Raw genomic sequence first — 21,571 nt, 5'->3', positions numbered from 1 at the left:
TTAAGTACGATTCGCCATATGGAATCCCAAGTCAAACGTTTGGATAAGGAAATCGAGCGTATGATGAAAGGTTTCACCCAAACATTAACTTCCGTAAAAGGCATTGGACCCGTGTACGCAGCCGGCTTGCTCGCCGAAATTGGAGATATCAAGCGTTTTGATGACCACCACGCATTAGCGAAATATGCTGGACTCGTTTGGACACAGTATCAATCTGGCGAATTTGAAGCCGAAAATACTAGCCGGATGCGAACCGGCAATAAATACCTACGGTATTATCTTGTACAAGCAGCAGATGCGGTACGTAAATATGACACTGAATATAAAGCCTTTTATCAAAAGAAATACCAAGAAGTAACCAAGCACCAACATAAACGCGCTCTCGTCTTAACCGCTAGAAAACTAGTACGCCTCGTGCATTCGCTACTACGCACGAATCAGCTGTACATACCACCAGAAAGGAGAGACTGAGTTAACCAACTCACAACCTTTCACCCGTTAAATAACTTCCATTTTTTTCTTTTTTAAAAGCAGAAAAATGAGAGGTTTATTTGGTATGCGCAAAAAGTGTTCATTTGGAAAGTATCACTTAAGTAATTTCCAATTCATTTCTTTTTTTCGCTTGACATATTACCACTGGGCTTATGTTCTTATAAAACGATTAACCCCCTACACACGGGATTAGTATTTTACTAATTCGATGTGTAGGGGGTTATTTCCTTTACTATGTATGGCAGAAACGACATTTCAGTAAAAAAGGCTAGTCAAAATATGCTAATTTACCTACAATTAATTGTTGAAGTAGGATTATTTTTTTATATGTAAAGTAGAATTGATTTCCACTCATATCTCGGACGCTTTCCGTGGCTGATGGTTTTTTTGTTTCAAGCAATGTTAAAGTTAGGTTTTTAGCATATAAACTATCATGACATTCCATGCACAATTTTCGAATTCATTCGTTTTTCACCACTAATATAAAGCGATGTTGTAGACTTTCTATATATCCTTGACTTTCCTTCATTTTCTCTAATTCTATTAATCGCTCCAGACAGGAGTCGACTGTAAATCCTGGAAATTCCCAATCTATAATTTTTGCATAGTACACAATTGCTCCGACATCCCTAAATTTCAACGAATGATATGATTCGTTTTTATATAGAAGAGAAAATCCTTCAGCTATAAACTTTTGGGCTTCGTTCTCGAGAGAAAAATTAGGATATAGAGACTTGAAGTTAGGGATTAAATTGTTAGAAAGCCACTCATTATCCCTTCCCCCTACCTGCTGGGTTATAAAGATGCCTTCTTTTTTAAGAACTCTTCGAACTTCCTTCAAATTATAGGATTCATGGCGATTAATAATAACATCAAAGGTTTGGTCCTCAAAAGGTAATAGATTGTCATCAAACACCTGCTTAACACGTATCCCTAATGGCTCCAAAGTCTCCTTGCATAAATTTATATTGGGTTCCCACCCTTCTGTAATGGATGTATTTTCATAGGGATGACCTAAGGTGAGCAGGAACTCACCTCCACCTGTTCCCATATCTAGAAGAGAATGCTCATTAGATAAGTATTGATCTATAATTTTTCGATAATCCCATGGTGTCGCTTGCTCTTCCCAACGGTTTTTTAAATGAGAAAAATCCCATCCTTTAAAGCTTTTCGCTTCTTCCATTAGCCACTCTTCTTTTAGTCTTATTATATTCATCTAGACCATACTCCTAAATTTATTTGCTAATAAAAATGTCTTATGATATTTCAAGTGGAGAGCTATCTAATCAAGTGTTTGGATCACGAATTTATGAAATTTTTCTGCTTCCTCAGAATATGGAAAGTGATTACTTTCGTTAAAAGAAACAAACGTTGAATTAGGCAATAATTGAGCTATCTCTTCTCCATACTTGTATGGACATTGTGTATCAAATCTACCAGCATAAATGTACGCAGGTATAGAGACACTTTTCAATTCTTCTCGAATATCATATGTAGCACATTCTACTTTTCTAAAATAATCAAGCCTTGGTCCCACTGTCTTTCCACTGTTAGGTGTCTTTAAGGCTTCCTTTAAGTTTTCCTCTTTATGATAAGACATCAAAGTCCATTCATAGCTTATGTTTTGGCGAATTTCGATTGGAGTTTGTACATCGTTTAGTAAATCCATTATTTCTATTATTCTTTTAAAATTAGGGTTTTGTTGATTATAAATACTTTCTTCATCCTGACTATAAGCAACACTAGCAGAAGCTCCACCTGCTACTATTTTGTCTAATGACTTCTGAGCTAATGTAGCATATTTTAAAGCAAGCATGCCCCCTGTGGAATGTCCACCAAATGCCCATGTATCTATATTCAAGGCTATCCGTATTGCCTCTAAATCTAATACCGATTCATCCATGCTATATTCCGATTCCTCTTTAGCCTGTACGGAATTTCCGGCGCCTCTAAGGTTTATCAAATAGACATGGTAATGGTCTGTGAAAGGATTTGCAAAATGATTTCCTCGACTATCAAACGCACTATAAAGGTGTGTAATAGCCATAGGTGGTCCAGATCCTTTCTCAAATAATTCAAATGTACCTCTAGTCGTCTCAATAAAACCTTGCGTCCACATACAATGCCCCCTATTTTCGATACTGCTAATATCCTACTTTTGTAAATCATACATTTCAGCCTTCTACCAAAGCTATAAGAATAGCCATAAAAAGAAATATCAAAATGACTACGATGCAAAATTAATTCAAGGTAGACACCCTTATGGAAGATCCTATATTAGTATTCCATATCAGAATAGTTAACTCCTTTAAATTGAAATAACTACTCCTAATATTTTGTAAAAACATGAACAATAACAGAGAGAATAGTATTTCTTTGAATTGTAAAGTAGAATTAATAGGCTATGTTATAACAAGTGGACTAATTTTCGATTGAACGCTTAACCATATATGTTGATTAGGCGGCGACGCTGGTTAGTTTAATAACAATAAACGAAACTTTAACTGAAAATTAACGACTTATTGGGAAAAGGAGGAAAAGCGTATTAGAATAAAATACTTTTTCTTTTCATTAATAGCTATTGCTATCTTATCGGGTTGCACTAACGATTCATCAGCTATTAGTAACAATTCATCGGAGAAAGAAACTACTGAAGAGCCTGAAATTAGCGAACCTACTCCACTGCAATGGATAAATTATGGTGGTGAGAAGTATGTTTTTAAAAGGATTATTCCTAAAGATGAAGTGGATATGAGTCAAATTGTCTCAACAAACACATTAACAGCATTAGGAGATGGTGCTGAATCTGGGAATGAAATTTTTCTTTATAAGAAAGACGGTAGTTTATTCATAATAGATAACACAGGACCTACTAACCAATGGGTTAATTTCACTAAAAATAATTAAAAGGAGCTACGTTTCTTGTTGAAATAACGGTGTGCTTTACTTCGAGAAGGAAATATTTATTTGGAATCTATTCATGTTGACTTTCGTATATAATCCGAGGGGGAATTTCTTTGAAAAATACAAAGTTAAGAATCGCATGGATTATACCTAATGTATTTTGTTACTTAATGCTATTTGGATTATCCATTTGGACAGTGGCAAACGGCGAAGGCTTACTAGAAATCAATAGACTTTCGATTTACGTTATAATTATGCTTTTACTTTTCTTAGCATCAGTGTTCGGAAGTTACCAAAATCGGACATGGATAAAAGAAGGTAAAATATAAAAAGGTCTTATCAAGCTAGAGGGTTCGTTAATCAAAATAATATTAAAGTAAAATGAGCCTAGAAAAAATATCCTAGTTCATTTTTTATGTGTATTTAAAATCAACCTTTACCTGTAACCTAGTCAATTGATATTAGCACAGGTTCCGGTCTCTTCCCGTTCTATGAAATACATCCCTGCAAAAAAGAAGTATTGCTAAACGTTTCCGTTGCAATACTTCTTAATAGTTTTAATTTATTTATAAACTAGTTTCCCATTGCTTATCCTTCCAATACACAGTGATCACAAGCCCCACCAACATAACAAGTCCGGCAAACAGGTAAGGATAATGAATATTCACATCGAAAAGAATACCTCCGAGTGCTGGTCCTACTATATTACCTAGGCTCGTATAAGTGGAATTCATGCCCGCAACAAATCCCTGCTCTTTTCCTCCCGCTCTTGATAAAAATGTCGTTAAAGCAGGACGCAGTAAATCAAATGCTAGAAAAATAAAACTTGTGACTAATAGTACCATGAGGAAGCTTGTAACCATTGTAGAAACAAACGCTAATAAGACCCCAACTATTAAACAGATTTGTATTAACTTTTTTTCTCCTAGCCAATCGACAAGCTTGCCAAACATAAATATTTGCACGACTACACCGAATATCGAGCTGATAGTTATAATGAGAGCAATGTCCTTTGGAGTGAAGCCAAATTTATGATCAGAAAATAAACTGAACACAGTTTCGTAAGCAGACAATCCGAATGCTAACACAAATATAATAATAAAGGCTATGAAGTACATTGGTTTAAATGATTTTTTCAAGTCGCCTATAAAATTGGTTTGCTTACTGTTAGCGGATATTTCTGCAAGCTCTTCTTTAGAGAGTGGTTCCTTTAGGATAAATAAAGAGGTGATACAAGCAATAAATGCTATACCTGCTGCAAAGTAAAAAGGTACTCTTATGCCAAATTCAGCTAAAAACCCTCCGATTCCTGGTCCAATGATAAAACCAGTACTAATAGCTGCTGAAATATAGCCCATCGCCTTTGGACGTTCCTTAATCGTAGTTATATCTGCTATATAAGCAGTTACACCAGGCATTATAAAGGCTGCACTAATCCCACCCAATGCTCTTGATAAGTAAAGCACCCAAACATTTGTTCCAGCTCCAAAAATAAGCTCGGAAATAGCAAATAATAATAGTCCTAGAGTAATCATTTTCTTACGGCCGATTTGATCAACCCATCGACCTGCAAAGGGGGAGGTTATCAATTGGGCAACTGCAAATACCGCAACTAGATACCCCATTGTACTTCCTGTAAGATTCATGATATTCATAAATGATGGCATAACAGGTATTACTAAGCCTACTCCTAAAAAAGCAATGAATATATTGCTAAGAAGTATAATAACTACGGATTTTTGTTCTTTTAATGGTTTGTTCATCCTACGCACTTCTTTCTTTAACTTTAATGATTAGATATACCACGACAAAATACCTTCCAGGAGGCATCTAGTCTCTCTGATAAACGCTTCTCATCGTTGTTATAGACAAGTTCAAGCATCATCGAATCTATCATGCTTAAAAAAGCATATGTCAAAATCAATGCTGACTCACCGTCAACTAGCTTTGCATCTATCCATTGTTGAAATTTTTCTTCTAATACAGCTTGTACTTGTTTCTCTATATCAAGTACATCTTCTTCGATATCTTTAGCTAAGTGCGCTGGAGGAAAAAATGACATCCTTAGCCAAAATTTTAAATGCTCGTCTTTTTGAAAAAGATTAATAACCATTTTTAAGAAGCCATATAAATCCTTTAAAGGATCTTCAGCATCAAGAGGACGAAAATAATGAAGCTTTGTGTTCAGCTCGATTTGCTTGGCATCTCTTAAGACTTGAAGAAAAAGGTCATCTTTTCCTTTAAAGTGTGCATATATGGACTGTTTTTTCATACCCACTTCTTTAGCAATTTGAGATAATGAGGCTCCTTCATATCCATGAATCGTAAAATACTTGAGAGCAGCTTCTTTTAATTCTATATGTTTCACACCTATCGCTCCTTTTAACGAACGTTCGTCAGTTATAATATCAAATGTTCACTTAGGAAGCAAACAATTTATCTCAAAATAAAAAACGTGTCCGGAGATGGTACCCGGACACGTTTTATTTACCTATTGATAAATCCTTTACTTCTTCTACATCTGCTTTATATGTAGTACTAACTAGATTGGATTTTAGCTGCTCCCCGACTTTACTAAGTGAGTCTTCTTCTGGAACAAAATACCAAAGGTCCAGTCCTGCTTCTTTACTGTAGATCATTTTACCACTGCCATCTAACTGTAGATGCTCAATAGGACTGTTTTTAAATTTTTGATACATTTTGGCTAGTTTTAAATAATCTGAAGACGGGATATTCGTTTTGACATTATCCCCTACATCCTCTATTAAATCATCAATTTTAGTAATCATGCCCACATTGGTCATCTTGTTTAATAATGATTCGATAACTTGCTGTTGCCGTTCATTACGGCCCTTATCTCCCTCAGGATCTTTTTTTCGCATTCGTACATACGCCAGTGCCTCGTCACCTTCTAAAAACATAGGACCTTCCGTAAAAGTTTTCCACTCAAAGTTAGCGAGTTGAATTTTAAATGTAAAAGGTACATTTACCTCAACGCCTCCTATGGTATCGACTATATCTTGGAAGCCCTGAAAGTCAGTGGAGACATAATAATCGATAGGTATACCTAGCATGGTCTCTATTGCTTCTGATACCCAATCAATTCCCCCGTTTGCATAAGCATGGTTAATCTTATCTTCCCTGTCTAATCCTTCGATATGAACTAACGTATCTCTAGGGATGCTAACCATAGAAATTTTGTTTGTAGACGGATTAACAGTTGCTACAATTAGCATATCTGAACGACCATATTTTTCCGTCTTTCCTCGCTCAACGCCTGTTAAAAGAATAGTAAAAGGTGAGTCATCCGCCTTTGCTACTAGCTCATTCTTAATCGAAGTGTCTTTAAGGTCTTTTTCCAATGGCACAAACATTTTATTGTTTGCATGCTTGGCTTCCCAGGATAAATTAATCGCGAAGAAAATTATAGCCGAAGTCAATGCCATTAAACTAATTAATACTATATTTTTAATCTTTCTCTTTTTTGAAGAAGATTTCTTCTTCAACCTGCTTTGAGAATTTCCCATCCGTTCTTTTCTCCCTTGAACAACAATATATGTATTTGCTTTATATAAAATCGCTCACTTTTTCTAAATTATACCATTTTGGATTAAAATTACAAGTTGAGGTAACTTCTATATTTTAACCTACTTTAATTTGTTCTGTTAGTGTTCTTAACTGTTCTGCTTGAGTAATATTCCGTTTAAGGTAATCTGGAAACTCTTCCCCATTTAAGATTTCTTCCGTGGTCATCCATATTACTTCATCTAATTCTTCTTTGCATTTCACGTATGGTTCCCCAAAGAAGTGGTCACAAACGAAGACAATATCTACAACAGGTTTTCCTGTATCTGATATAAAGGTCGAGCTATTCACATATTGAAGATTTGTTACTTCAATGCCTACCTCTTCATCAATCTCTCGAATTAGCGTTCTTTCGAAAATATCACTTGAATTCCCTTCTTGATCTACCTGACCACCAACAAGAGCCAGGCCTCCCGCACCATGCTCCTCCTGCTCACTTCGTTTCACTAGAAGCCACTTTCCTTCTTTATATATAGCACCCTCCACATTAACGATGAACATGTAACTCCTCCTTAAAGGTATAGACTTTGAACTCTCCATTATTTGAGGAATAGCGTAAGATATTTTTATCTTTCGGTATACCTTCAAAATAAGCACCTATACAACCTGTCGTACAACGGTGCCCAGAGATGAGTATATTTCCTTGAAACTTGTTGTATGTCTTTTCTAGGTGAAACATGAAATCAAATACTCGTGTAACATATATAGTGATATCTTCCACACCCTTATAAATAGTTGGATCAGGTATCGCACCTGCCAGCTTCACTTCTTCTTTTTTTACTCTGTCTGCCCCACCCAAATCAAAAACATCTAGCCTGGAATCTATGGTAGCTGTTCTACCCGTTACAATTTCTGCAGTTTGTATTGCTCTTTCCTGAGGGGAAGAAAAAACTAAGTGAAAAGGAACTTCTTTTAAAAGTTTTCTTACGTATTCAGCTTGCTGTTTTCCTTTTTCATTTAACGGGAGGCCGTTTCTACCTTGTAAGCGACCTTCCTTGTTTAAATCTGTTTCTCCGTGTCGTACTACATATATCATCGGCTCATGTACCTCCATACGTTAATCGAAGATCGTTTCTTTATCTGGATTAATGAGAAATTCAAACATAGTCTTAATCTGAGATTCTGTATTTCTGTTAGTAGATAGTGTAGGTAAGTTAGTTGGAGAAAAGAATTGAACATGATTTGTCTCCACTCCGCTAGCAGGTGCCCCTCCAGTAATTTCACAACGAATAAAAATTTTATAGTAATGGTAAGCCTCAGGTGGATGGGGATGCTTGTCCTTATCCATTAATGCAAGCAATTTTACTGGCCTTACTTCATAACCAGATTCCTCTTTTATTTCCTTTACGATATTTTCCGCTGCTGATAATCCGATATCACAAAAACCACCCGGTAATGACCATTTGTTGTCCAGGCTTTCACGAACCATTAAAATTTGATTGTCCTTAAAAACTACCCCACGCACGTCTACTTTTGGGGTTTGATATCCCTTATCTGTAGCAAATAAATCACTTACCTTTTGAAATTCTAAACCCGTTTGCTCCGTCAAAATTTCAACACTTATGGCTCTTAACTCTTCATATCGCTCGATATCGTATATATCCTTTGAAAAAGCCAATCCAGATTGTGATAATGCTTGTATTCGTTTGGCCCACTCCAACCATTTTTGGCTCACTATTAAACACTCCTATTTCCTATTAATTCATACTTTTTTAGAGTTAAACTCATTGTAGAATTTTTAAGTTTTTAATACACATTTTTAAAATTAAATCTGAATGATGATAGGTTAGTCTTCTTTTTATGTGGAAAATCTACGAGTTTATGAGACATATCTAGATTCTTAGGGACTTTTTCTAAGTTTATGGATTACTAGTCCTCTTTAATAGCAAAACGCTCATTGATTGTAGAGACAGGCGGCGACTCCTAGGGGAACAGCACGTGAGAGACTACAGGCTCGAGCCGTGCCCAAATAAAGCGCCTGCGTGAGAGCGGAAAACTGTGATTTATCATTCTACTTCATAACCTTCTTTTCCCTTTTCTACAACAGGCGGAGCATGTTATACCGTAATTCTGTTGTAAACAAAATAATCAAAAAACTTATAATTAATATATCATCTAACTAGTTATAAATATATATAAATTAAAAAAACTACCAACAATCTGAGGGATTGTAGTAGTTTTTCATGTAATTATTTATTTTCCAGTTCAAAGATGTTAATTAATTTCTTCAGCAATTGTATTTGTAAATCGTATTGACTATACATATTTTCAAAAATGAGCTCTGTAACTTCATCAATTTTCATATGTTCTTTTTTTATTTGGATACCTTTCTTTTGCATCTCTAATTCTTTTTCCAGTATTGTTGTTTGTTTATAAAATGCTTCTAACACATCTTCTCTTGGAAGGTTTTGTATAAAGCTTAATGCAGTATATAGATTGCTTGGCAGGTTTACTGATAGTTCTTCTAATGTATCTTTCAATAATTTCTGAAATTCTCTTACGCCATTCTCGGTTATCTTATATATTGCTTTACTTCTATTCCCAGTCTGTTCAATTGCCTCAACCTCAACTAGCTGTTCCTTCTCCATTTTCTTAAGAGCGTGATAAATAGAGCCAGCTAATATACCTGCCCAACGATCTGCTTCACTAATTTGAAGAGTTTGTTGAATTTCATAACCACTCATTGGCTTCGTTTTTAATAGTCCTAATACCATCAATCTTGTCATAATAATGTTTCTCCCCAATTTAAAATAAACAACATTGAGTATTATTATAGCACAAGACAATAAATGTTTAGTTTGAAAAAACCTTATACTCTGTTTTAAGTTTTTCCTCCCACTTGAAAGTAGCTGTTGCTAGTAGTACGCTGATCAACATGTAAAGCAATAATATTAACATAGCAGATCCCATTTGGAGTATTGCTTCCTCCATCCCTGCATTTAATCCTTTTACATAGTGATTAAATGGTGATAACTTACTTAGAAATTGAATCCATCCTGGTGCATTGCTTAAGGAATAAAACGCTTCACTAAACAATATAAATGGAATTTGGAACAAATTTGAAATCATATTAATGTGCCCCTCATTATTAGCCAGGTTAGCGATTAGAAAGCCGATGCTAGTAAAACAGAGTGTTGCAACTGTAACTAAAAGTATAGTTCCTACTATTAGTGAAAAACTTAATGATATCTGAAATAACAAGACTCCGAAAGTCCAGACAGCCATATTCAACCCTACACCCAAAGCTGTTCTGGCAAGCACCATAGAAATGATAAAGTGTGCAATTGGTAAGGGAGATATTTTGAGCATTTTATAAACACCTTTATTCCTTTGATAGAGGACTTGAAAAGCAACTCCTTGCATCCCCCAAAATATAGTTCCAATTGCAGTCACACCTGTTAATATACGTTCATCCATATTATCCATGTAAATGCTCAAACCAATCATCACTACTAGTGGAAATAGAAGAGAATAAAATACGGTAATCTTATCACGTAGAGAGCTAATAATCATAGAGCGAAAGATAGTTAACATTCAACTCCCTCCTTAGAAACCAATTTTATATAAAGGCTCTCTAAATTTGTTACTTCATGTTCAGCTATCAGTATTTTGGGCTCACCCTCACAAATAATTTTCCCTTTATTAATAAATATAATTCTATCTGCTATGTGGCCTACCTCTTCCATGTCATGAGAGGTAAATACAACTGTTCTTCCTTCATTATTCACTTGGCGAATCAAGGCTTGTATTTCCTTTCTAGAAATTGGATCTAATGCTGCTGTTGGTTCATCTAAAAAAACTAACTTAGGTTGATGAATTAGAGTAATGGCAATTGCTAGACGTTTTTGCTGTCCACCGGAGAGCTTGGAGGCTTCAGTATTAGCACTCTCCGTTAATCTACATTTTAAAAGTATATCGTTCAGTTCATACTTGTTTACATTCCTTTTGTAAAAGGCTCCAAATAGCTTTAAGTTTTCTGAGACAGAGAGCCCTGGGAAAAAGGAGCTTGCTTGTAGTTGAACTCCTATATTTTCTTTAAAATCCTCCAAGAAATATTGTATGGTCCCTCCATCTCTTTCCTTTAATCCTATTAGTAACTCTAAGCAAGTAGACTTTCCTGCCCCATTCGGGCCGATAACACCTAATATTTCGTTATCTTTAATTTCCAGATTAATACCCTTAACAATGTGTCGATTACCATATTTCTTTTCTAAATTTGTAGCTTGTAAATACAGCATTACATCACTCCTTCTCCCTTTATACTCAACATTGACTATTCAACGTTAATTAAAATTTATAGTAGCGCTAGATAATTGTCAATACAAAAATAAAAAGGTACGGAATTTTCACCATACCTTTGAAAAACATTAAAATATTCAACGTTCAATCCATCCTATTTCCCCATTTTCATTTTTAACAAGGAGATATCCTTCACATGTGTCATCAACTACCCAAACCTTTTCTCCTCGCTTTACCGAAAGGAAGGTAGTGCTTACATCTGTTTTACATAGGATGGAATCATTTTTTTCTATAATATATTCATTTTTAATCCATTGTTCTGTTCCTAGGATGACATTTTTACATCGTGTAAAAAATGCCCCCCTTTTCATTATTTTTAATTCATAATTAGGATAAGTGACTGTACCAGTTCTGTTTAAGCCAGCCTTATGATCATGTTCTATTATTATGTAATGATTAAGACTGTCCACAAATGTATAGGAATATGTTCCGTCCTGAATGATTAAAGCATTCAACTGACCGTCTTGTTTTAGTTGGTTCCCACCATCAATGGCTATTATATTCTTCTCTAAATCTACCAAAGGGTTATGGGAGCTTACAGCGGTTGCTCCGTAGTTAATCACTGGCCAATGACCAACAATTACTGGCTTACCTGCCTGATGTGATTTATCTAGAAAAGAGGAGGTATATAAAGCAGTTTTTTCGTCTGTTTGCTTCCAATCTGTTTTAGGATCAATTCCTGCATGAATGATGATAAAATCATCGGTTTCATAAGCGACCTTTAGAGCTTCTAGCCAATCAATTATGTCTTGAAAATGTGCTTTATAATACGTTGACAAGTGTTTTACGCTATTAAATTCCTCAACACGCTTGTTATTCTGTGCAAGCATCTCATTTAAAATAGATTTTCGACTTTTCATGTAAGGAATTATTCCTTCACTTTCTTGAAAAACGTACCGATGAACAACGTCACAATTACCTTTGACAATAAAAACGTTGCTTGAGCTCTTTTGAAGCGAGCGGACAAATTCCACAACCTCTAAGCTGTTATCTCCTTTTTCGCATAAGTCCCCATTAATAAATAGATAATCATCCAGCTGGTAATTCACTCTGTCTAATAACTTTTTAAATAGCTGTAAGTTTGCATGGATATCCGAGATCACTATTACTCTTTTGCCAGGCTCTAAACTAATTTTTTTTATATCTATCATTTTCGTTGTCTCCTATAAAACGCTAATTACATAATACCCTCTTAATCCTCTTGATTTATAATCGCTAGAATGAGATGGTCCTGCCATTTACCGTTTATTTGTACATTTTCTTTAGCAATCCCTTCTTTATGAAAGCCTGCTTTTTCCAACACTTTTATTGAAGGTGTATTGTGAGGCATAACTCCAGCCTCAATTCTATGTAATTTTAATGTTTCAAAGCCATAAGCAACAGCCATCTTAACTGCTTCCGTCATGTAGCCCTTCCCATTTTGCTGGTCGTCTAAGGTGTAACCAATCATACAACTTTGAGCTGGACCTCGAGAGATATGTGATAGGGCAACATTGCCAATTAATTCATCTGTTTTGGATAAAAAGATGCCGAACGCATACAATGTATCATTTGTTGCACCTGTTATCCCATTTTCAATGCGTTCCTTTATTTTTTCATATGTGTAAAAATCTGGCTCTCTTAAAACTGAATAGTGCTTGAAAAATTCCTTGTTTCTTATTTCTAAGTCCAGTGCCGCTTCTGTATCTTTCATTTGAAGAAGACGAATATATATTCTTTCTTGAGTGCCCATCAGTAACCTCCTCTATTTTATTAAATTATATGAAAATTCCACCAAAAATAAAAGCCCTGTTATAAACAGGACTTTAACATGAATTTACTTAACTACTAAAGCTGGGCATTGAACTCGTTTTATTACCTTATGACTGACGCTTCCTAAAACCATTTCTTGTAGGGAATTTAAACCCCTGCTGCCTATAACTAAAAGGTCCACATGGTTGTCATTAGCAAATTTCACAATCTCAGGACCAGGGATACCATGCAGTATATTGACTTTATAGCTAATTTCCGATTCCTTTAATAGTAGCTCAACATTTTGTATTTTCTTTCGACGTTCTAATTTTAAAACCTCTGTAGAGCCTGCATGCAGTACCTCTGTTCTTGCTTTTTCAAAATCTGCTACATAAACTATTTCCACCAAACATTGCTTATTTAAAGAAGCAATTTTGATTGTCTCCTTCGCTGCTCGAACAGCATTTTCAGAGCCATCTGCTGCTAAAACAATATGGTTATACATGGTGCGGATTCCCCCTTTAATGAGTGGATAGAGCATCTATTTGAGCAATCATTTTTTTACTATATGAATCTAAGCCGATTAATTCTACTTGAAGTCCTCGCTCACTTAGTAAATCCTTCACTTTAAATAATGCTCCTACCCCGGAATCATCCCAGATCCTACTATTAGTAAAATCAATTTGTATAGTATTCGATAGTGTAGTGGACTTTTTAAAGTAATCTACAAAGCTATCAGTAGAGGCAAAAAATAGCTGCCCTTCTATAATGTATCGCTGATCCTGTTCTATAACTTTTAGGGTAGAAATTTTTACAACAAAGAAAACCGCGCTTAATATAACTCCTGCGATAACTCCCTTTGACAGGTCGTGTGTATACACTACAATTATTACAGTAGTCAGCATGACCAGTGCATCTGTTCTTGGTGCTTTTACTAAATACTTAAATGAGTTCCAGTCAAAAGTACCGATACATACCATAATCATGATTCCAACTAATACTGGCATTGGAATTTTAACGACCAAGTCACCTAAAACAATGATTAGGAATATAAGGAACAAACCTGCTACTAGAGTAGAAAGTCGACCTCTTCCTCCTGATTTAACGTTAATCACTGATTGTCCAATCATTGCACATCCTGCCATACCACCAAAGAATCCTGTTACGAAGTTAGCAATACCTTGACCTCTAGCCTCTTTATTTTTATCACTTTCGGTTGCAGTCATATCATCTAAAATTTGAGATGTAAGTAACGACTCTACTAATCCCACTATTGCAAGTGCTATAGAAAATGGGAAAATTATCTGTAGCGTTTCTAAATTTAGAGGAACATTTGGAAGCAAAAAGGATGGTAAGGTTTGTGAAATATTTCCTAAATCACCTATCGTTTTTAATTCAAATCCACTGTAAATAGCAACGATAGTTAATGTGACGATCGCTATTAACGGTGCCGGTATTACTTTGATGAAACGTGGTAATGTATAAACAAGAATAAGTGTAATTCCTACAAAAATATACGTCATCGTTGAGATCCCAATGAAATGTGGGACTTGAGCCATGAATATCAGTATCGCTAACGAATTGACGAATCCAATCATCACTGCATTAGGAATATACTTCATCAGCTTAGCAATCTTAAAGACACCAAATAGTAGTTGAATAATCCCTGTCAAGATGGTTGCTGCTAATAAGTAATCTAATCCGTATTCTTTAACAAGAGGCACCATAACTAGAGCCATTGCCCCAGTCGCTGCAGATATCATACCTGGTCGTCCGCCTACAAAGGCAATAATGACTGCTATACAAAAAGAAGCATATAGTCCAACCATCGGATCAACTCCAGCTATGATTGAAAAAGCAATGGCTTCAGGAATAAGGGCAAGAGCAACTACTATTCCGGATAAAATATCGCCCCGTATATTTCCAAACCATTGTTGTTTTAAACTTTCCATGATAATCTCCTTTGAAAAAAATTCTTCGATTATCATATCATCTTCTTTCCGTTAAGGGAACCTTTGCTCTTAAAGATGCTAATTACTTGCTGAAGAGTACAAGAAGATTGGAGTTAAAGCTATAAGACCTATCCAAAATATTTATATGTAGATATAAAAGAATGAGAGAGTAACATACGAATATGAGTGAAATTTTGTTTTATATGTTAATATTTAACTAAAAGTAAATATTTACAAGTTAATGGAGGTGGCTTCTTGCAAAAAAATAATCTTCTATATTTTTCCTTGTTTTTCTATTTAGCATCTACTATACCCTTTGCTTTGATAATATTTCTTAACTCTTCAGACTATTTTACTTAAGGAATTGATGGAAACTTAGGATTTTTTATGCCAATACTTTTGGTGCTTGTAGCCCTATTACTTGTAGCATTGGGTAAAAGGAATACATTTAGAAATTATTTAGTTTTTATCATAGTATTTAGTTTGATAAATTATTCAATGATAATATTTGCTGGACTCTATGGTTTTAAAAACCCCTAAATAGAGTATTATTAAACAACTCAGGGAGTGATTAATTGAATCTTAAAGATACTCAAGATACTAAACAATTACGTAACCTCAGTATTCTTATTTTTGGATTCTTGGCCTTTTTGTTAATACTATCTATTTTCAATGTTTATCCTGGTGGATACTCCATTGAAAATGAGACGACTGAATCATTTTCTATTGAAAAAACCAGTTTTCTAAAAAAAGAAAACATAGAAATTACAATCACTCATGATAACGAGCTAAGGGCTATCTTACTAAAAAGTGAAATTACCAGTTTGAAAATACTTTGGATTGTAAGCTGTATGGTCATTCTAGGATTTATATTTGATATCGTTTCATATATAAGCAAAAATAAAAAGAATATGTTATTTTATATAACCATAGTTTTATTAATCATAATTATACCTTTGAGTGTATATTTATATTTATCTAAACTAAATAATATAGAATCATATCTCTCTTCACTTAACTTGAGTTAATGTCATAGCCCTTAACAATCAATCAACCAATCAATAAACTACCTTCTTAATTGGTAAAAAGCAAACCCGTGTTAAAGGGTTTATTCCTTTAACACGGGCTATAAGTTAGCTTAATTTACTTTTAGCTTCTTCTATTTGTATTTTAACTTGATCGAAACCTGTACCGCCTAATGAATTTCTTCTTCTAACTGCAGCTAATGGGGACAAGACATCATAAATGTCTGCTTCTATTAAGCTACTAGCTTCTTGTAAATCACTTAATGGAAGATCCAGAAGGAAATATCCTCGTTGTATACAAAGGAAAACTAGTTTACCTGTTACTTCATGAGCTTCACGGAAAGGAAGTCCCTTTGCAGCTAAGTAGTCTGCAAGCTCCGTTGCATTAGAGAAGTCTTTGTGTACTGTTTCATGCAAACGCTCTGTGTGCACGGACATTGTTCGAACCATTCCCTCAAAGATTTTAAGGGACCCAACAATTGTTTCTACTGTGTCAAACATCCCTTCCTTATCCTCTTGCATATCCTTATTATACGCTAGAGGCAGTCCTTTTAATGTTGTTAAAAGACCCATTAAATTCCCATAGACACGACCCGTCTTACCCCGTATTAACTCTGCCATGTCAGGATTTTTCTTTTGTGGCATGATGCTTGAGCCTGTTGAAAAGGAATCATCCAATTCAATAAAGTTAAACTCTGAGCTAGACCATAAAATTATTTCCTCCGCAAAACGAGAAAGGTGCGTCATAAGTAAGGATGAGTTGCTTAAAAATTCAACGATAAAGTCGCGATCACTTACAGCATCCATGCTATTTGAATATACGCTAGTAAACCCTAGATAATCTGCTGACAGCTTGCGATCTATTGGAAATGTTGTTCCTGCAAGTGCCCCAGACCCAAGAGGAGAAATATCGATACGTTTCATGGAATCTAAAAAGCGTTCCTTGTCTCTCTCTAGCATCCAAAAATAAGCCATTAAATGGTGGGCAAAGGAAATGGGTTGTGCACGTTGTAAATGTGTATAACCAGGCGCCAATGTTTCTATATGCTTCTCAGCTTGGTTAACTATTGTTTCTTGAAAAACTCTTATCAATTCAATGATTTCGTTTACTCGGTTCTTTAAAAACAAATGCATATCTGTTGCAATTTGGTCATTACGGCTTCTTCCTGTATGGAGCTTTCCACCAACCGGACCTATTAGATCAATGAGCATTTTTTCTAAATTTAAGTGAATATCCTCATTAGCAACTGAGAATTCAAGCTTGTGTTCAGTAGCAAGCTGCTTTAGCTGGAGTAAGCCACCAAGAATATCCCTTACATCTTCATGGGGTAAAATATTGCAATCGAAAAGCATTTTAACGTGTGCCATACTACCCTCGATATCTTCCATTACTAGTTTTTGGTCGAATTCAATAGAAGCTCCGAATTCATCCACCCATTGTTCGGCAGATTTCTGAAATCTTCCACCCCATAGCTTACTCATACTTGCACCTTCTTTTCTCCTTTGTTTACCATTGCATGTACTTTTGTTGGAAGTCCCCACAGTTCAATGAACCCAACAGCAGAAGAATGGTTAAATTCGTCATCTGCAGTGTACGTTGCAAGTTTTTCATTATATAAAGAGTTTGGAGATTTACGCCCTTCCACAATTGCATGACCCTTAAATAATTTCACACGTACAGTACCATTTACATATTGCTGTGTTTCCTTTAAAAATGCCACAAGAGCAGTCTTTAATGGAGAGAACCAAAGACCCTCATAAATAAGTTCTGTCAATTTCTTTTCCATTACTGGCTTAAAGTGAGCTAGCTCTTTCACTAACGTAATGTCTTCAAGCTCCTTATGTGCCAGAAGCAGTGTGTGTGCCCCAGGTATCTCATAGACTTCACGAGATTTTATACCAACTAGGCGATTTTCTACATGATCAATACGTCCAACCCCATGCTTACCAGCTATATCGTTTAACTTAAGAATAAGTTCATGTAATGGATATTTAACTCCGTCTATAGCTACAGGAACCCCTTGTAAAAATTCAATTTCAATAATATCTGCAACGTCTGGTGCATTTTCTAAAGAAACTGTTAAATCGTATGCATCCTCTGGTGGTGCTGCCCATGGATCCTCTAGAATGCCACATTCGTTCGCACGTCCCCAAAGGTTTTGGTCTATAGAAAATGGACTGTCTAGGTTAATTGGAATTGGAATGTTTTTCTCTTTGGCATAAGCGATTTCTTCCTCACGGCTCCAGCTCCACTCACGAACAGGGGCAATTACCTCTAACTCCGGATTTAAAGCATTGATAGAAACTTCGAAACGAACTTGGTCATTTCCTTTACCAGTACAACCATGTGCAACAGCAGTCGCACCAGTTTTCTCTGCAATTTCTACTAGTTTCTGAGAAATTAGCGGTCTTGATAGCGCAGATACTAAAGGATATTTATTTTCGTACCATGTGTGAGCTTGCAAAGAAATCAATGCATATTCATTTGCAAATTCTTCTCTTGCATCAATCATATAGCTTTCAATAGCTCCAACCTCTAGGGCTTTGTTCTTCACAAATTCTAAATCTTTGCCTTCTCCTACATCTAAACAAACAGCTACTACATCATAGCCCTCATCCTTAAGCCAAGTAATTGCTACAGAAGTATCTAATCCACCTGAGTATGCTAAAACAACTTTTTTGTTCATTAAATATTCCTCCAATGTATTTATATACGATTATTTTGTATTAATATACATAATGTAACACTCAAAATGCATAAATACAACTATAAATTTATTAATTATACAAATATATTAATTATTTATAAAAACTATTACTCTCTTAACGCGCATTATTTGAATCAACGGACAAAACAAGCGATAATATGAAAAAGGAGTGATTCAAAGAAATGTCCAAATTATTTACACCATATAGCGTAAAAGGCTTAAGCTTAAAAAATAGAATAGTAATGGCTCCTATGTGCCAATACTCTGTCGAGGCCAAGGATGGAACTCCTAATGACTGGCACTTCGTCCATTATGTATCTCGCGCAGTAGGCGGCACCGGCTTAATCATTGTAGAAATGACAGACGTAGAGCCTGATGGAAGAATTACCGATTATGATCTAGGCTTATGGTCAGATGAACAGATTCCTGCTTATGCAAGAATAGTTGAGGAAGTACATAAACATGATGCCAAAATAGGTATACAAATTGCTCATGCTGGAAGAAAAGCAACAGATGCTAAACAACCAGTTAGTTCTTCCAACATTCCTGTTGAATCTGATGGCACATGGAAGGAACCAAGACCCTTAACAATTGATGAGATAAACGAAATGGTTAATAAATATAAAGAAGCAGCTCGCCGTGCAGTAGAGGCCGGGTTCGATACAATAGAATTACACGGAGCCCATGGTTATTTAATACACCAGTTCCACTCACCTTCTATTAATAACCGAACTGATGAATACGGAAAGGATTATGCTAAATTTGGTGTGGAAGTTATAAGAGCAGTGAAAAGCGTGATACCAGAAGATATGCCTCTCTTGTTCCGTATATCCGCAATTGAGTATATCGATGGTGGCTATGGCTTGGAACACTCACTGGAAATAGCAAAACAGTACAAAGAAGCAGGAGTGGACGTTTTCCATGTTTCCAGCGGTGGTGAAGCAAATCCAGGGAAAGTGAAGCCGGCAAATACCCCTGGTTATCAAGTTCCATTTGCAAGAGCTTATAAACAAGCTTTAGATTTACCGGTCATTGCTGTAGGAATTTTAGAAGAGCCAGTTTTAGCTGAAAAGACTTTGGCAGAAGAGGATATAGAATTGATAGCAATCGGTCGAGGTATGTTAAAAGACCCTTATTGGGCATTGCATACGGAAGAAGTATTAGACGGAAAAGCAAATGTTCCAAAGGCATATAAAAGAGGATTCTAAAGCCTTAAAAGCAGAACCAAAATTGAAAACAAATATAAAAAAGCTATGGAAATTTTACGACTGTAAAATCTCCATAGCTTTTTTGATTATATCTTGTTTGTTTGTTGAATCTCTATACCTTGAGAAACAACCTTAACACCATTAATTAAAGAGTCGAGTGCGGGACAATGATCCTCTACATATGTAATGAATTCTTCAATTTTCTCAGGCGATTCATTAGATTGAATATTAACTTTATATCTTACCTCTAAAAAACCAGGACGAATATCTGAAAGTCCAAGGAAACCATCCGTATCAATATCGCCTTCTAAATCAACAGATATATGATCGTACTGAATGCCAAATTTCTTTGCTGACATTTGCGCAACAATTGTTTGACAGGCACCTAGCGATGAAAGCAATAATTCTAAAGGATTCATACCTTTGTCTGTACCACCTAAACGTTCCGGTTCGTCGATGATAACTTGATGTCCGCGTGTTCCAACCTCCACTTGAAGCTTATCCACTAAATTTGCAGTTGAACTCATAGTAGTAATTGCCAATTATATCCTCTCCATTTCTAATGATATTATATTACAAAACTATTAAAATAGAACATTAAATAACAAATTTAAAATTCCGTTTTAGCTTTTACTTTCTATGCTCTCCGCTATCCTTTTTAATTCCAGAGAACGATGTTTAATAAAATTTGTCATGTATTTTTCGAGGAATAATAAATCTGCCAACCTCCCCAGAATTCCCAAAGGAGAACGATACACAAACTCATCCCTTACCAATGTACCATTTTCTTGTCTTTTAAATTGATGGTTGTGTGTAAATGAATGGAAGGCTCCGCTTACCATAACGTCTCTAAAAGTATGAGGCTTGTCCATCTCAATAATTTTTGCAGTTAACCTTTGCCGAACACCGAAGTGTGTAGCTTCCCATGTTACACTATCTCCTTTTTCTAATAACCCTTTTACTTTACCACCAACAGCCTTTTCCTTTGTTTTTCCAGTCGTTTGGGTGTGTATGGCTACATCCCGTGATAAATCAAAGCAAAGATCTATTGGAGCATCTATTAAAATCTCATATATAATAGTTGGCATTATTTTTCCCTTTCGTAAATAGGTTAACTCTTAATTGAAGGCGTAAATGTCATTGCTTCATTACAGCTGATATAACCTTTACGTTTATAAAACTCAATACTATCATCACTTGGCCAAACGATAACAAACTCGTACTCGTTCGATTCCACCCATTTATTCACTACTGTAAGAAGATTAGAGCCAATTCCTTTGTTTCGTTCCGCAGGAATAGTGTAAACATTGGTCATATATACAAATGGATGAGTAATTCTACCTGGACGAGGAACCTTATGAATAAGCTCCATATAAATATGAGATACTACCTGTTCATTTATTTCTGCAATCCATATAACCCATGAATTACTTTCGATTGCTCGTTCCAAAAATTGTCTACATTCCATTTGAAATTCCTCTAGATCATGATCAGCCGCTTTTTCATTATGCTCTATTGTAAAATCCCAACGCATTTGAATTAACTGAGCTATATCTTTTTTCTGCGCAAGCCTGATATTCATAGCATCCTCCGTTTATGCATAATGCATTTTCCAGAAAACTACCTTTAATAAGTTACATGTAGTTTCTCCTACTCTACAATTATAA

25 protein-coding genes are annotated in these 21,571 nt (G+C 35.4%); 5 read left to right on the top strand and 20 right to left on the bottom strand.

Translation table 11 applies throughout. The features are described 5' to 3' along the window. The coding region (locus HF876_RS01750; RefSeq protein WP_169358304.1) for an IS110 family RNA-guided transposase at positions 1-471 on the top strand (471 nt) is incomplete at its 5' end. A 481-nt stretch (positions 472-952) separates the two neighbouring features. Here HF876_RS01750 and HF876_RS01745 read toward each other — a convergent pair. Together HF876_RS01745 and HF876_RS01740 are read right to left on the bottom strand one after the other, a co-directional pair. Then, the gene (locus tag HF876_RS01745; protein ID WP_169358303.1) at positions 953-1,708 is read right to left on the bottom strand and encodes a class I SAM-dependent methyltransferase; all 756 of its coding nucleotides are present in this window, start codon (positions 1,706-1,708) and stop codon (positions 953-955) included. Positions 1,709-1,774: 66 nt separating this feature from the next. After that, positions 1,775-2,611, bottom strand: coding sequence for an alpha/beta fold hydrolase (locus HF876_RS01740; protein WP_169358302.1), 837 nt, complete (start codon positions 2,609-2,611; stop codon positions 1,775-1,777). 632 nt (positions 2,612-3,243) lie between these two features. Between HF876_RS01740 and HF876_RS01735 the strand changes: the two genes are divergently transcribed. Then, positions 3,244-3,399: a hypothetical protein gene (locus tag HF876_RS01735; protein ID WP_169358301.1), complete on the top strand. Its 156-nt coding sequence runs from the start codon at positions 3,244-3,246 to the stop codon at positions 3,397-3,399. Between the two features lie 110 nt (positions 3,400-3,509). Next, on the top strand, positions 3,510-3,725 hold the full coding sequence (locus HF876_RS01730) for a hypothetical protein (RefSeq protein WP_169358300.1): 216 nt from the start codon (positions 3,510-3,512) through the stop codon (positions 3,723-3,725). Between the two features lie 237 nt (positions 3,726-3,962). On the opposite strand, the gene HF876_RS01725 is transcribed toward HF876_RS01730, so the two are convergent. The 13 genes from HF876_RS01725 to HF876_RS01665 all read right to left on the bottom strand — a co-directional run bounded on the left by HF876_RS01725 (position 3,963) and on the right by HF876_RS01665 (position 14,966). Next, the gene (locus HF876_RS01725) at positions 3,963-5,159 is read right to left on the bottom strand and encodes an MFS transporter (RefSeq protein ID WP_169358299.1); all 1,197 of its coding nucleotides are present in this window, start codon (positions 5,157-5,159) and stop codon (positions 3,963-3,965) included. Between the two features lie 23 nt (positions 5,160-5,182). Further along, entirely contained in the window at positions 5,183-5,764 is a 582-nt protein-coding gene (locus tag HF876_RS01720) for a TetR family transcriptional regulator (protein WP_169358298.1), read from the bottom strand. 115 nt (positions 5,765-5,879) lie between these two features. After that, entirely contained in the window at positions 5,880-6,923 is a 1,044-nt protein-coding gene (locus HF876_RS01715; RefSeq protein WP_240949564.1) for an LCP family protein, read from the bottom strand. A gap of 115 nt (positions 6,924-7,038) precedes the next feature. Then, positions 7,039-7,482 carry an NUDIX domain-containing protein gene (locus HF876_RS01710; protein WP_169358297.1) on the bottom strand — a complete coding sequence of 148 codons (444 nt, stop codon included), beginning with the start codon at positions 7,480-7,482 and terminating at the stop codon, positions 7,039-7,041. Further along, positions 7,469-8,017: a histidine phosphatase family protein gene (locus HF876_RS01705; RefSeq protein WP_169358296.1), complete on the bottom strand. Its 549-nt coding sequence runs from the start codon at positions 8,015-8,017 to the stop codon at positions 7,469-7,471. The genes HF876_RS01710 and HF876_RS01705 overlap by 14 nt, the downstream gene beginning before the upstream one ends. A 21-nt stretch (positions 8,018-8,038) precedes the next feature. After that, the gene (locus HF876_RS01700) at positions 8,039-8,656 is read right to left on the bottom strand and encodes an NUDIX hydrolase N-terminal domain-containing protein (protein ID WP_169358295.1); all 618 of its coding nucleotides are present in this window, start codon (positions 8,654-8,656) and stop codon (positions 8,039-8,041) included. 514 nt (positions 8,657-9,170) lie between these two features. Next, on the bottom strand, positions 9,171-9,707 hold the full coding sequence (locus HF876_RS01695; protein ID WP_205963950.1) for a PadR family transcriptional regulator: 537 nt from the start codon (positions 9,705-9,707) through the stop codon (positions 9,171-9,173). A gap of 67 nt (positions 9,708-9,774) precedes the next feature. Further along, positions 9,775-10,515 carry an ABC transporter permease gene (locus tag HF876_RS01690; RefSeq protein WP_169358294.1) on the bottom strand — a complete coding sequence of 247 codons (741 nt, stop codon included), beginning with the start codon at positions 10,513-10,515 and terminating at the stop codon, positions 9,775-9,777. After that, positions 10,509-11,219: an ABC transporter ATP-binding protein gene (locus HF876_RS01685; protein ID WP_169358293.1), complete on the bottom strand. Its 711-nt coding sequence runs from the start codon at positions 11,217-11,219 to the stop codon at positions 10,509-10,511. Before HF876_RS01685 ends, HF876_RS01690 begins: the two co-directional genes overlap by 7 nt. Positions 11,220-11,357: 138 nt before the next feature. Then, the gene (locus HF876_RS01680; protein WP_169358292.1) at positions 11,358-12,431 is read right to left on the bottom strand and encodes a metallophosphoesterase; all 1,074 of its coding nucleotides are present in this window, start codon (positions 12,429-12,431) and stop codon (positions 11,358-11,360) included. A gap of 41 nt (positions 12,432-12,472) precedes the next feature. Further along, positions 12,473-13,012, bottom strand: a complete 540-nt coding sequence (locus HF876_RS01675) for a GNAT family N-acetyltransferase (protein ID WP_169358291.1) — start codon at positions 13,010-13,012, stop codon at positions 12,473-12,475. Positions 13,013-13,096: 84 nt separating this feature from the next. Further along, complete coding sequence (locus HF876_RS01670) at positions 13,097-13,516, bottom strand: universal stress protein (RefSeq protein WP_169358290.1); 420 nt, start codon at positions 13,514-13,516, stop codon at positions 13,097-13,099. 16 nt (positions 13,517-13,532) lie between these two features. Continuing rightward, positions 13,533-14,966 carry a SulP family inorganic anion transporter gene (locus HF876_RS01665; protein WP_169358332.1) on the bottom strand — a complete coding sequence of 478 codons (1,434 nt, stop codon included), beginning with the start codon at positions 14,964-14,966 and terminating at the stop codon, positions 13,533-13,535. 572 nt (positions 14,967-15,538) lie between these two features. On the opposite strand from HF876_RS01665, the gene HF876_RS01660 reads away from it, so the two are divergent. Further along, entirely contained in the window at positions 15,539-15,991 is a 453-nt protein-coding gene (locus HF876_RS01660) for a hypothetical protein (RefSeq protein ID WP_169358289.1), read from the top strand. 105 nt (positions 15,992-16,096) lie between these two features. On the opposite strand, the gene argH is transcribed toward HF876_RS01660, so the two are convergent. Both argH and HF876_RS01650 read right to left on the bottom strand, forming a co-directional pair. After that, complete coding sequence (gene argH / locus HF876_RS01655) at positions 16,097-17,470, bottom strand: argininosuccinate lyase (protein ID WP_169358288.1); 1,374 nt, start codon at positions 17,468-17,470, stop codon at positions 16,097-16,099. Beyond that, positions 17,467-18,675 (bottom strand): argininosuccinate synthase, encoded by a 1,209-nt coding sequence (locus HF876_RS01650; protein WP_169358287.1) that lies wholly within the window; start codon positions 18,673-18,675, stop codon positions 17,467-17,469. Before HF876_RS01650 ends, argH begins: the two co-directional genes overlap by 4 nt. Before the next feature lie 203 nt (positions 18,676-18,878). Between HF876_RS01650 and HF876_RS01645 the strand changes: the two genes are divergently transcribed. Continuing rightward, on the top strand, positions 18,879-19,904 hold the full coding sequence (locus HF876_RS01645; protein WP_169358286.1) for an NADH:flavin oxidoreductase/NADH oxidase: 1,026 nt from the start codon (positions 18,879-18,881) through the stop codon (positions 19,902-19,904). 86 nt (positions 19,905-19,990) lie between these two features. On the opposite strand, the gene HF876_RS01640 is transcribed toward HF876_RS01645, so the two are convergent. The 3 genes from HF876_RS01640 to HF876_RS01630 form a co-directional block, all read right to left on the bottom strand. Beyond that, entirely contained in the window at positions 19,991-20,446 is a 456-nt protein-coding gene (locus HF876_RS01640; protein ID WP_240949560.1) for an OsmC family protein, read from the bottom strand. 81 nt (positions 20,447-20,527) lie between these two features. Beyond that, positions 20,528-20,992, bottom strand: a complete 465-nt coding sequence (locus tag HF876_RS01635) for an SRPBCC family protein (RefSeq protein ID WP_169358285.1) — start codon at positions 20,990-20,992, stop codon at positions 20,528-20,530. A 23-nt stretch (positions 20,993-21,015) separates the two neighbouring features. Next, positions 21,016-21,486, bottom strand: a complete 471-nt coding sequence (locus tag HF876_RS01630) for a GNAT family N-acetyltransferase (protein ID WP_169358284.1) — start codon at positions 21,484-21,486, stop codon at positions 21,016-21,018. Positions 21,487-21,571 lie beyond the last annotated feature (85 nt).

This window comes from Psychrobacillus sp. BL-248-WT-3 (assembly GCF_012843435.1).
Classification (GTDB): Bacteria; Bacillota; Bacilli; order Bacillales_A; family Planococcaceae; genus Psychrobacillus.
This window is presented reverse-complemented; position numbering and strand designations above follow the sequence as displayed.

Excerpts from the sequence above, each read along its gene's own strand:
- HF876_RS01735 (WP_169358301.1), top strand. The coding sequence starts at position 3,244 with ATGAGTCAAATTGTCTCAACAAACACATTAACAGCATTAGGAGATGGT.
- HF876_RS01630 (WP_169358284.1), bottom strand. The coding sequence starts at position 21,486 with ATGAATATCAGGCTTGCGCAGAAAAAAGATATAGCTCAGTTAATTCAA.
- HF876_RS01695 (WP_205963950.1), bottom strand. The coding sequence starts at position 9,707 with ATGACAAGATTGATGGTATTAGGACTATTAAAAACGAAGCCAATGAGT.
- HF876_RS01740 (WP_169358302.1), bottom strand. The coding sequence starts at position 2,611 with ATGTGGACGCAAGGTTTTATTGAGACGACTAGAGGTACATTTGAATTA.
- HF876_RS01680 (WP_169358292.1), bottom strand. The coding sequence starts at position 12,431 with ATGATAGATATAAAAAAAATTAGTTTAGAGCCTGGCAAAAGAGTAATA.
- HF876_RS01670 (WP_169358290.1), bottom strand. The coding sequence starts at position 13,516 with ATGTATAACCATATTGTTTTAGCAGCAGATGGCTCTGAAAATGCTGTT.
- HF876_RS01725 (WP_169358299.1), bottom strand. The coding sequence starts at position 5,159 with ATGAACAAACCATTAAAAGAACAAAAATCCGTAGTTATTATACTTCTT.
- HF876_RS01705 (WP_169358296.1), bottom strand. The coding sequence starts at position 8,017 with ATGATATATGTAGTACGACACGGAGAAACAGATTTAAACAAGGAAGGT.
- HF876_RS01685 (WP_169358293.1), bottom strand. The coding sequence starts at position 11,219 with ATGCTGTATTTACAAGCTACAAATTTAGAAAAGAAATATGGTAATCGA.
- HF876_RS01635 (WP_169358285.1), bottom strand. The coding sequence starts at position 20,992 with ATGCCAACTATTATATATGAGATTTTAATAGATGCTCCAATAGATCTT.
- HF876_RS01645 (WP_169358286.1), top strand. The coding sequence starts at position 18,879 with ATGTCCAAATTATTTACACCATATAGCGTAAAAGGCTTAAGCTTAAAA.
- HF876_RS01675 (WP_169358291.1), bottom strand. The coding sequence starts at position 13,012 with ATGGGCACTCAAGAAAGAATATATATTCGTCTTCTTCAAATGAAAGAT.
- argH (WP_169358288.1), bottom strand. The coding sequence starts at position 17,470 with ATGAGTAAGCTATGGGGTGGAAGATTTCAGAAATCTGCCGAACAATGG.
- HF876_RS01715 (WP_240949564.1), bottom strand. The coding sequence starts at position 6,923 with ATGGGAAATTCTCAAAGCAGGTTGAAGAAGAAATCTTCTTCAAAAAAG.
- HF876_RS01650 (WP_169358287.1), bottom strand. The coding sequence starts at position 18,675 with ATGAACAAAAAAGTTGTTTTAGCATACTCAGGTGGATTAGATACTTCT.
- HF876_RS01710 (WP_169358297.1), bottom strand. The coding sequence starts at position 7,482 with ATGTTCATCGTTAATGTGGAGGGTGCTATATATAAAGAAGGAAAGTGG.
- HF876_RS01690 (WP_169358294.1), bottom strand. The coding sequence starts at position 10,515 with ATGTTAACTATCTTTCGCTCTATGATTATTAGCTCTCTACGTGATAAG.
- HF876_RS01745 (WP_169358303.1), bottom strand. The coding sequence starts at position 1,708 with ATGAATATAATAAGACTAAAAGAAGAGTGGCTAATGGAAGAAGCGAAA.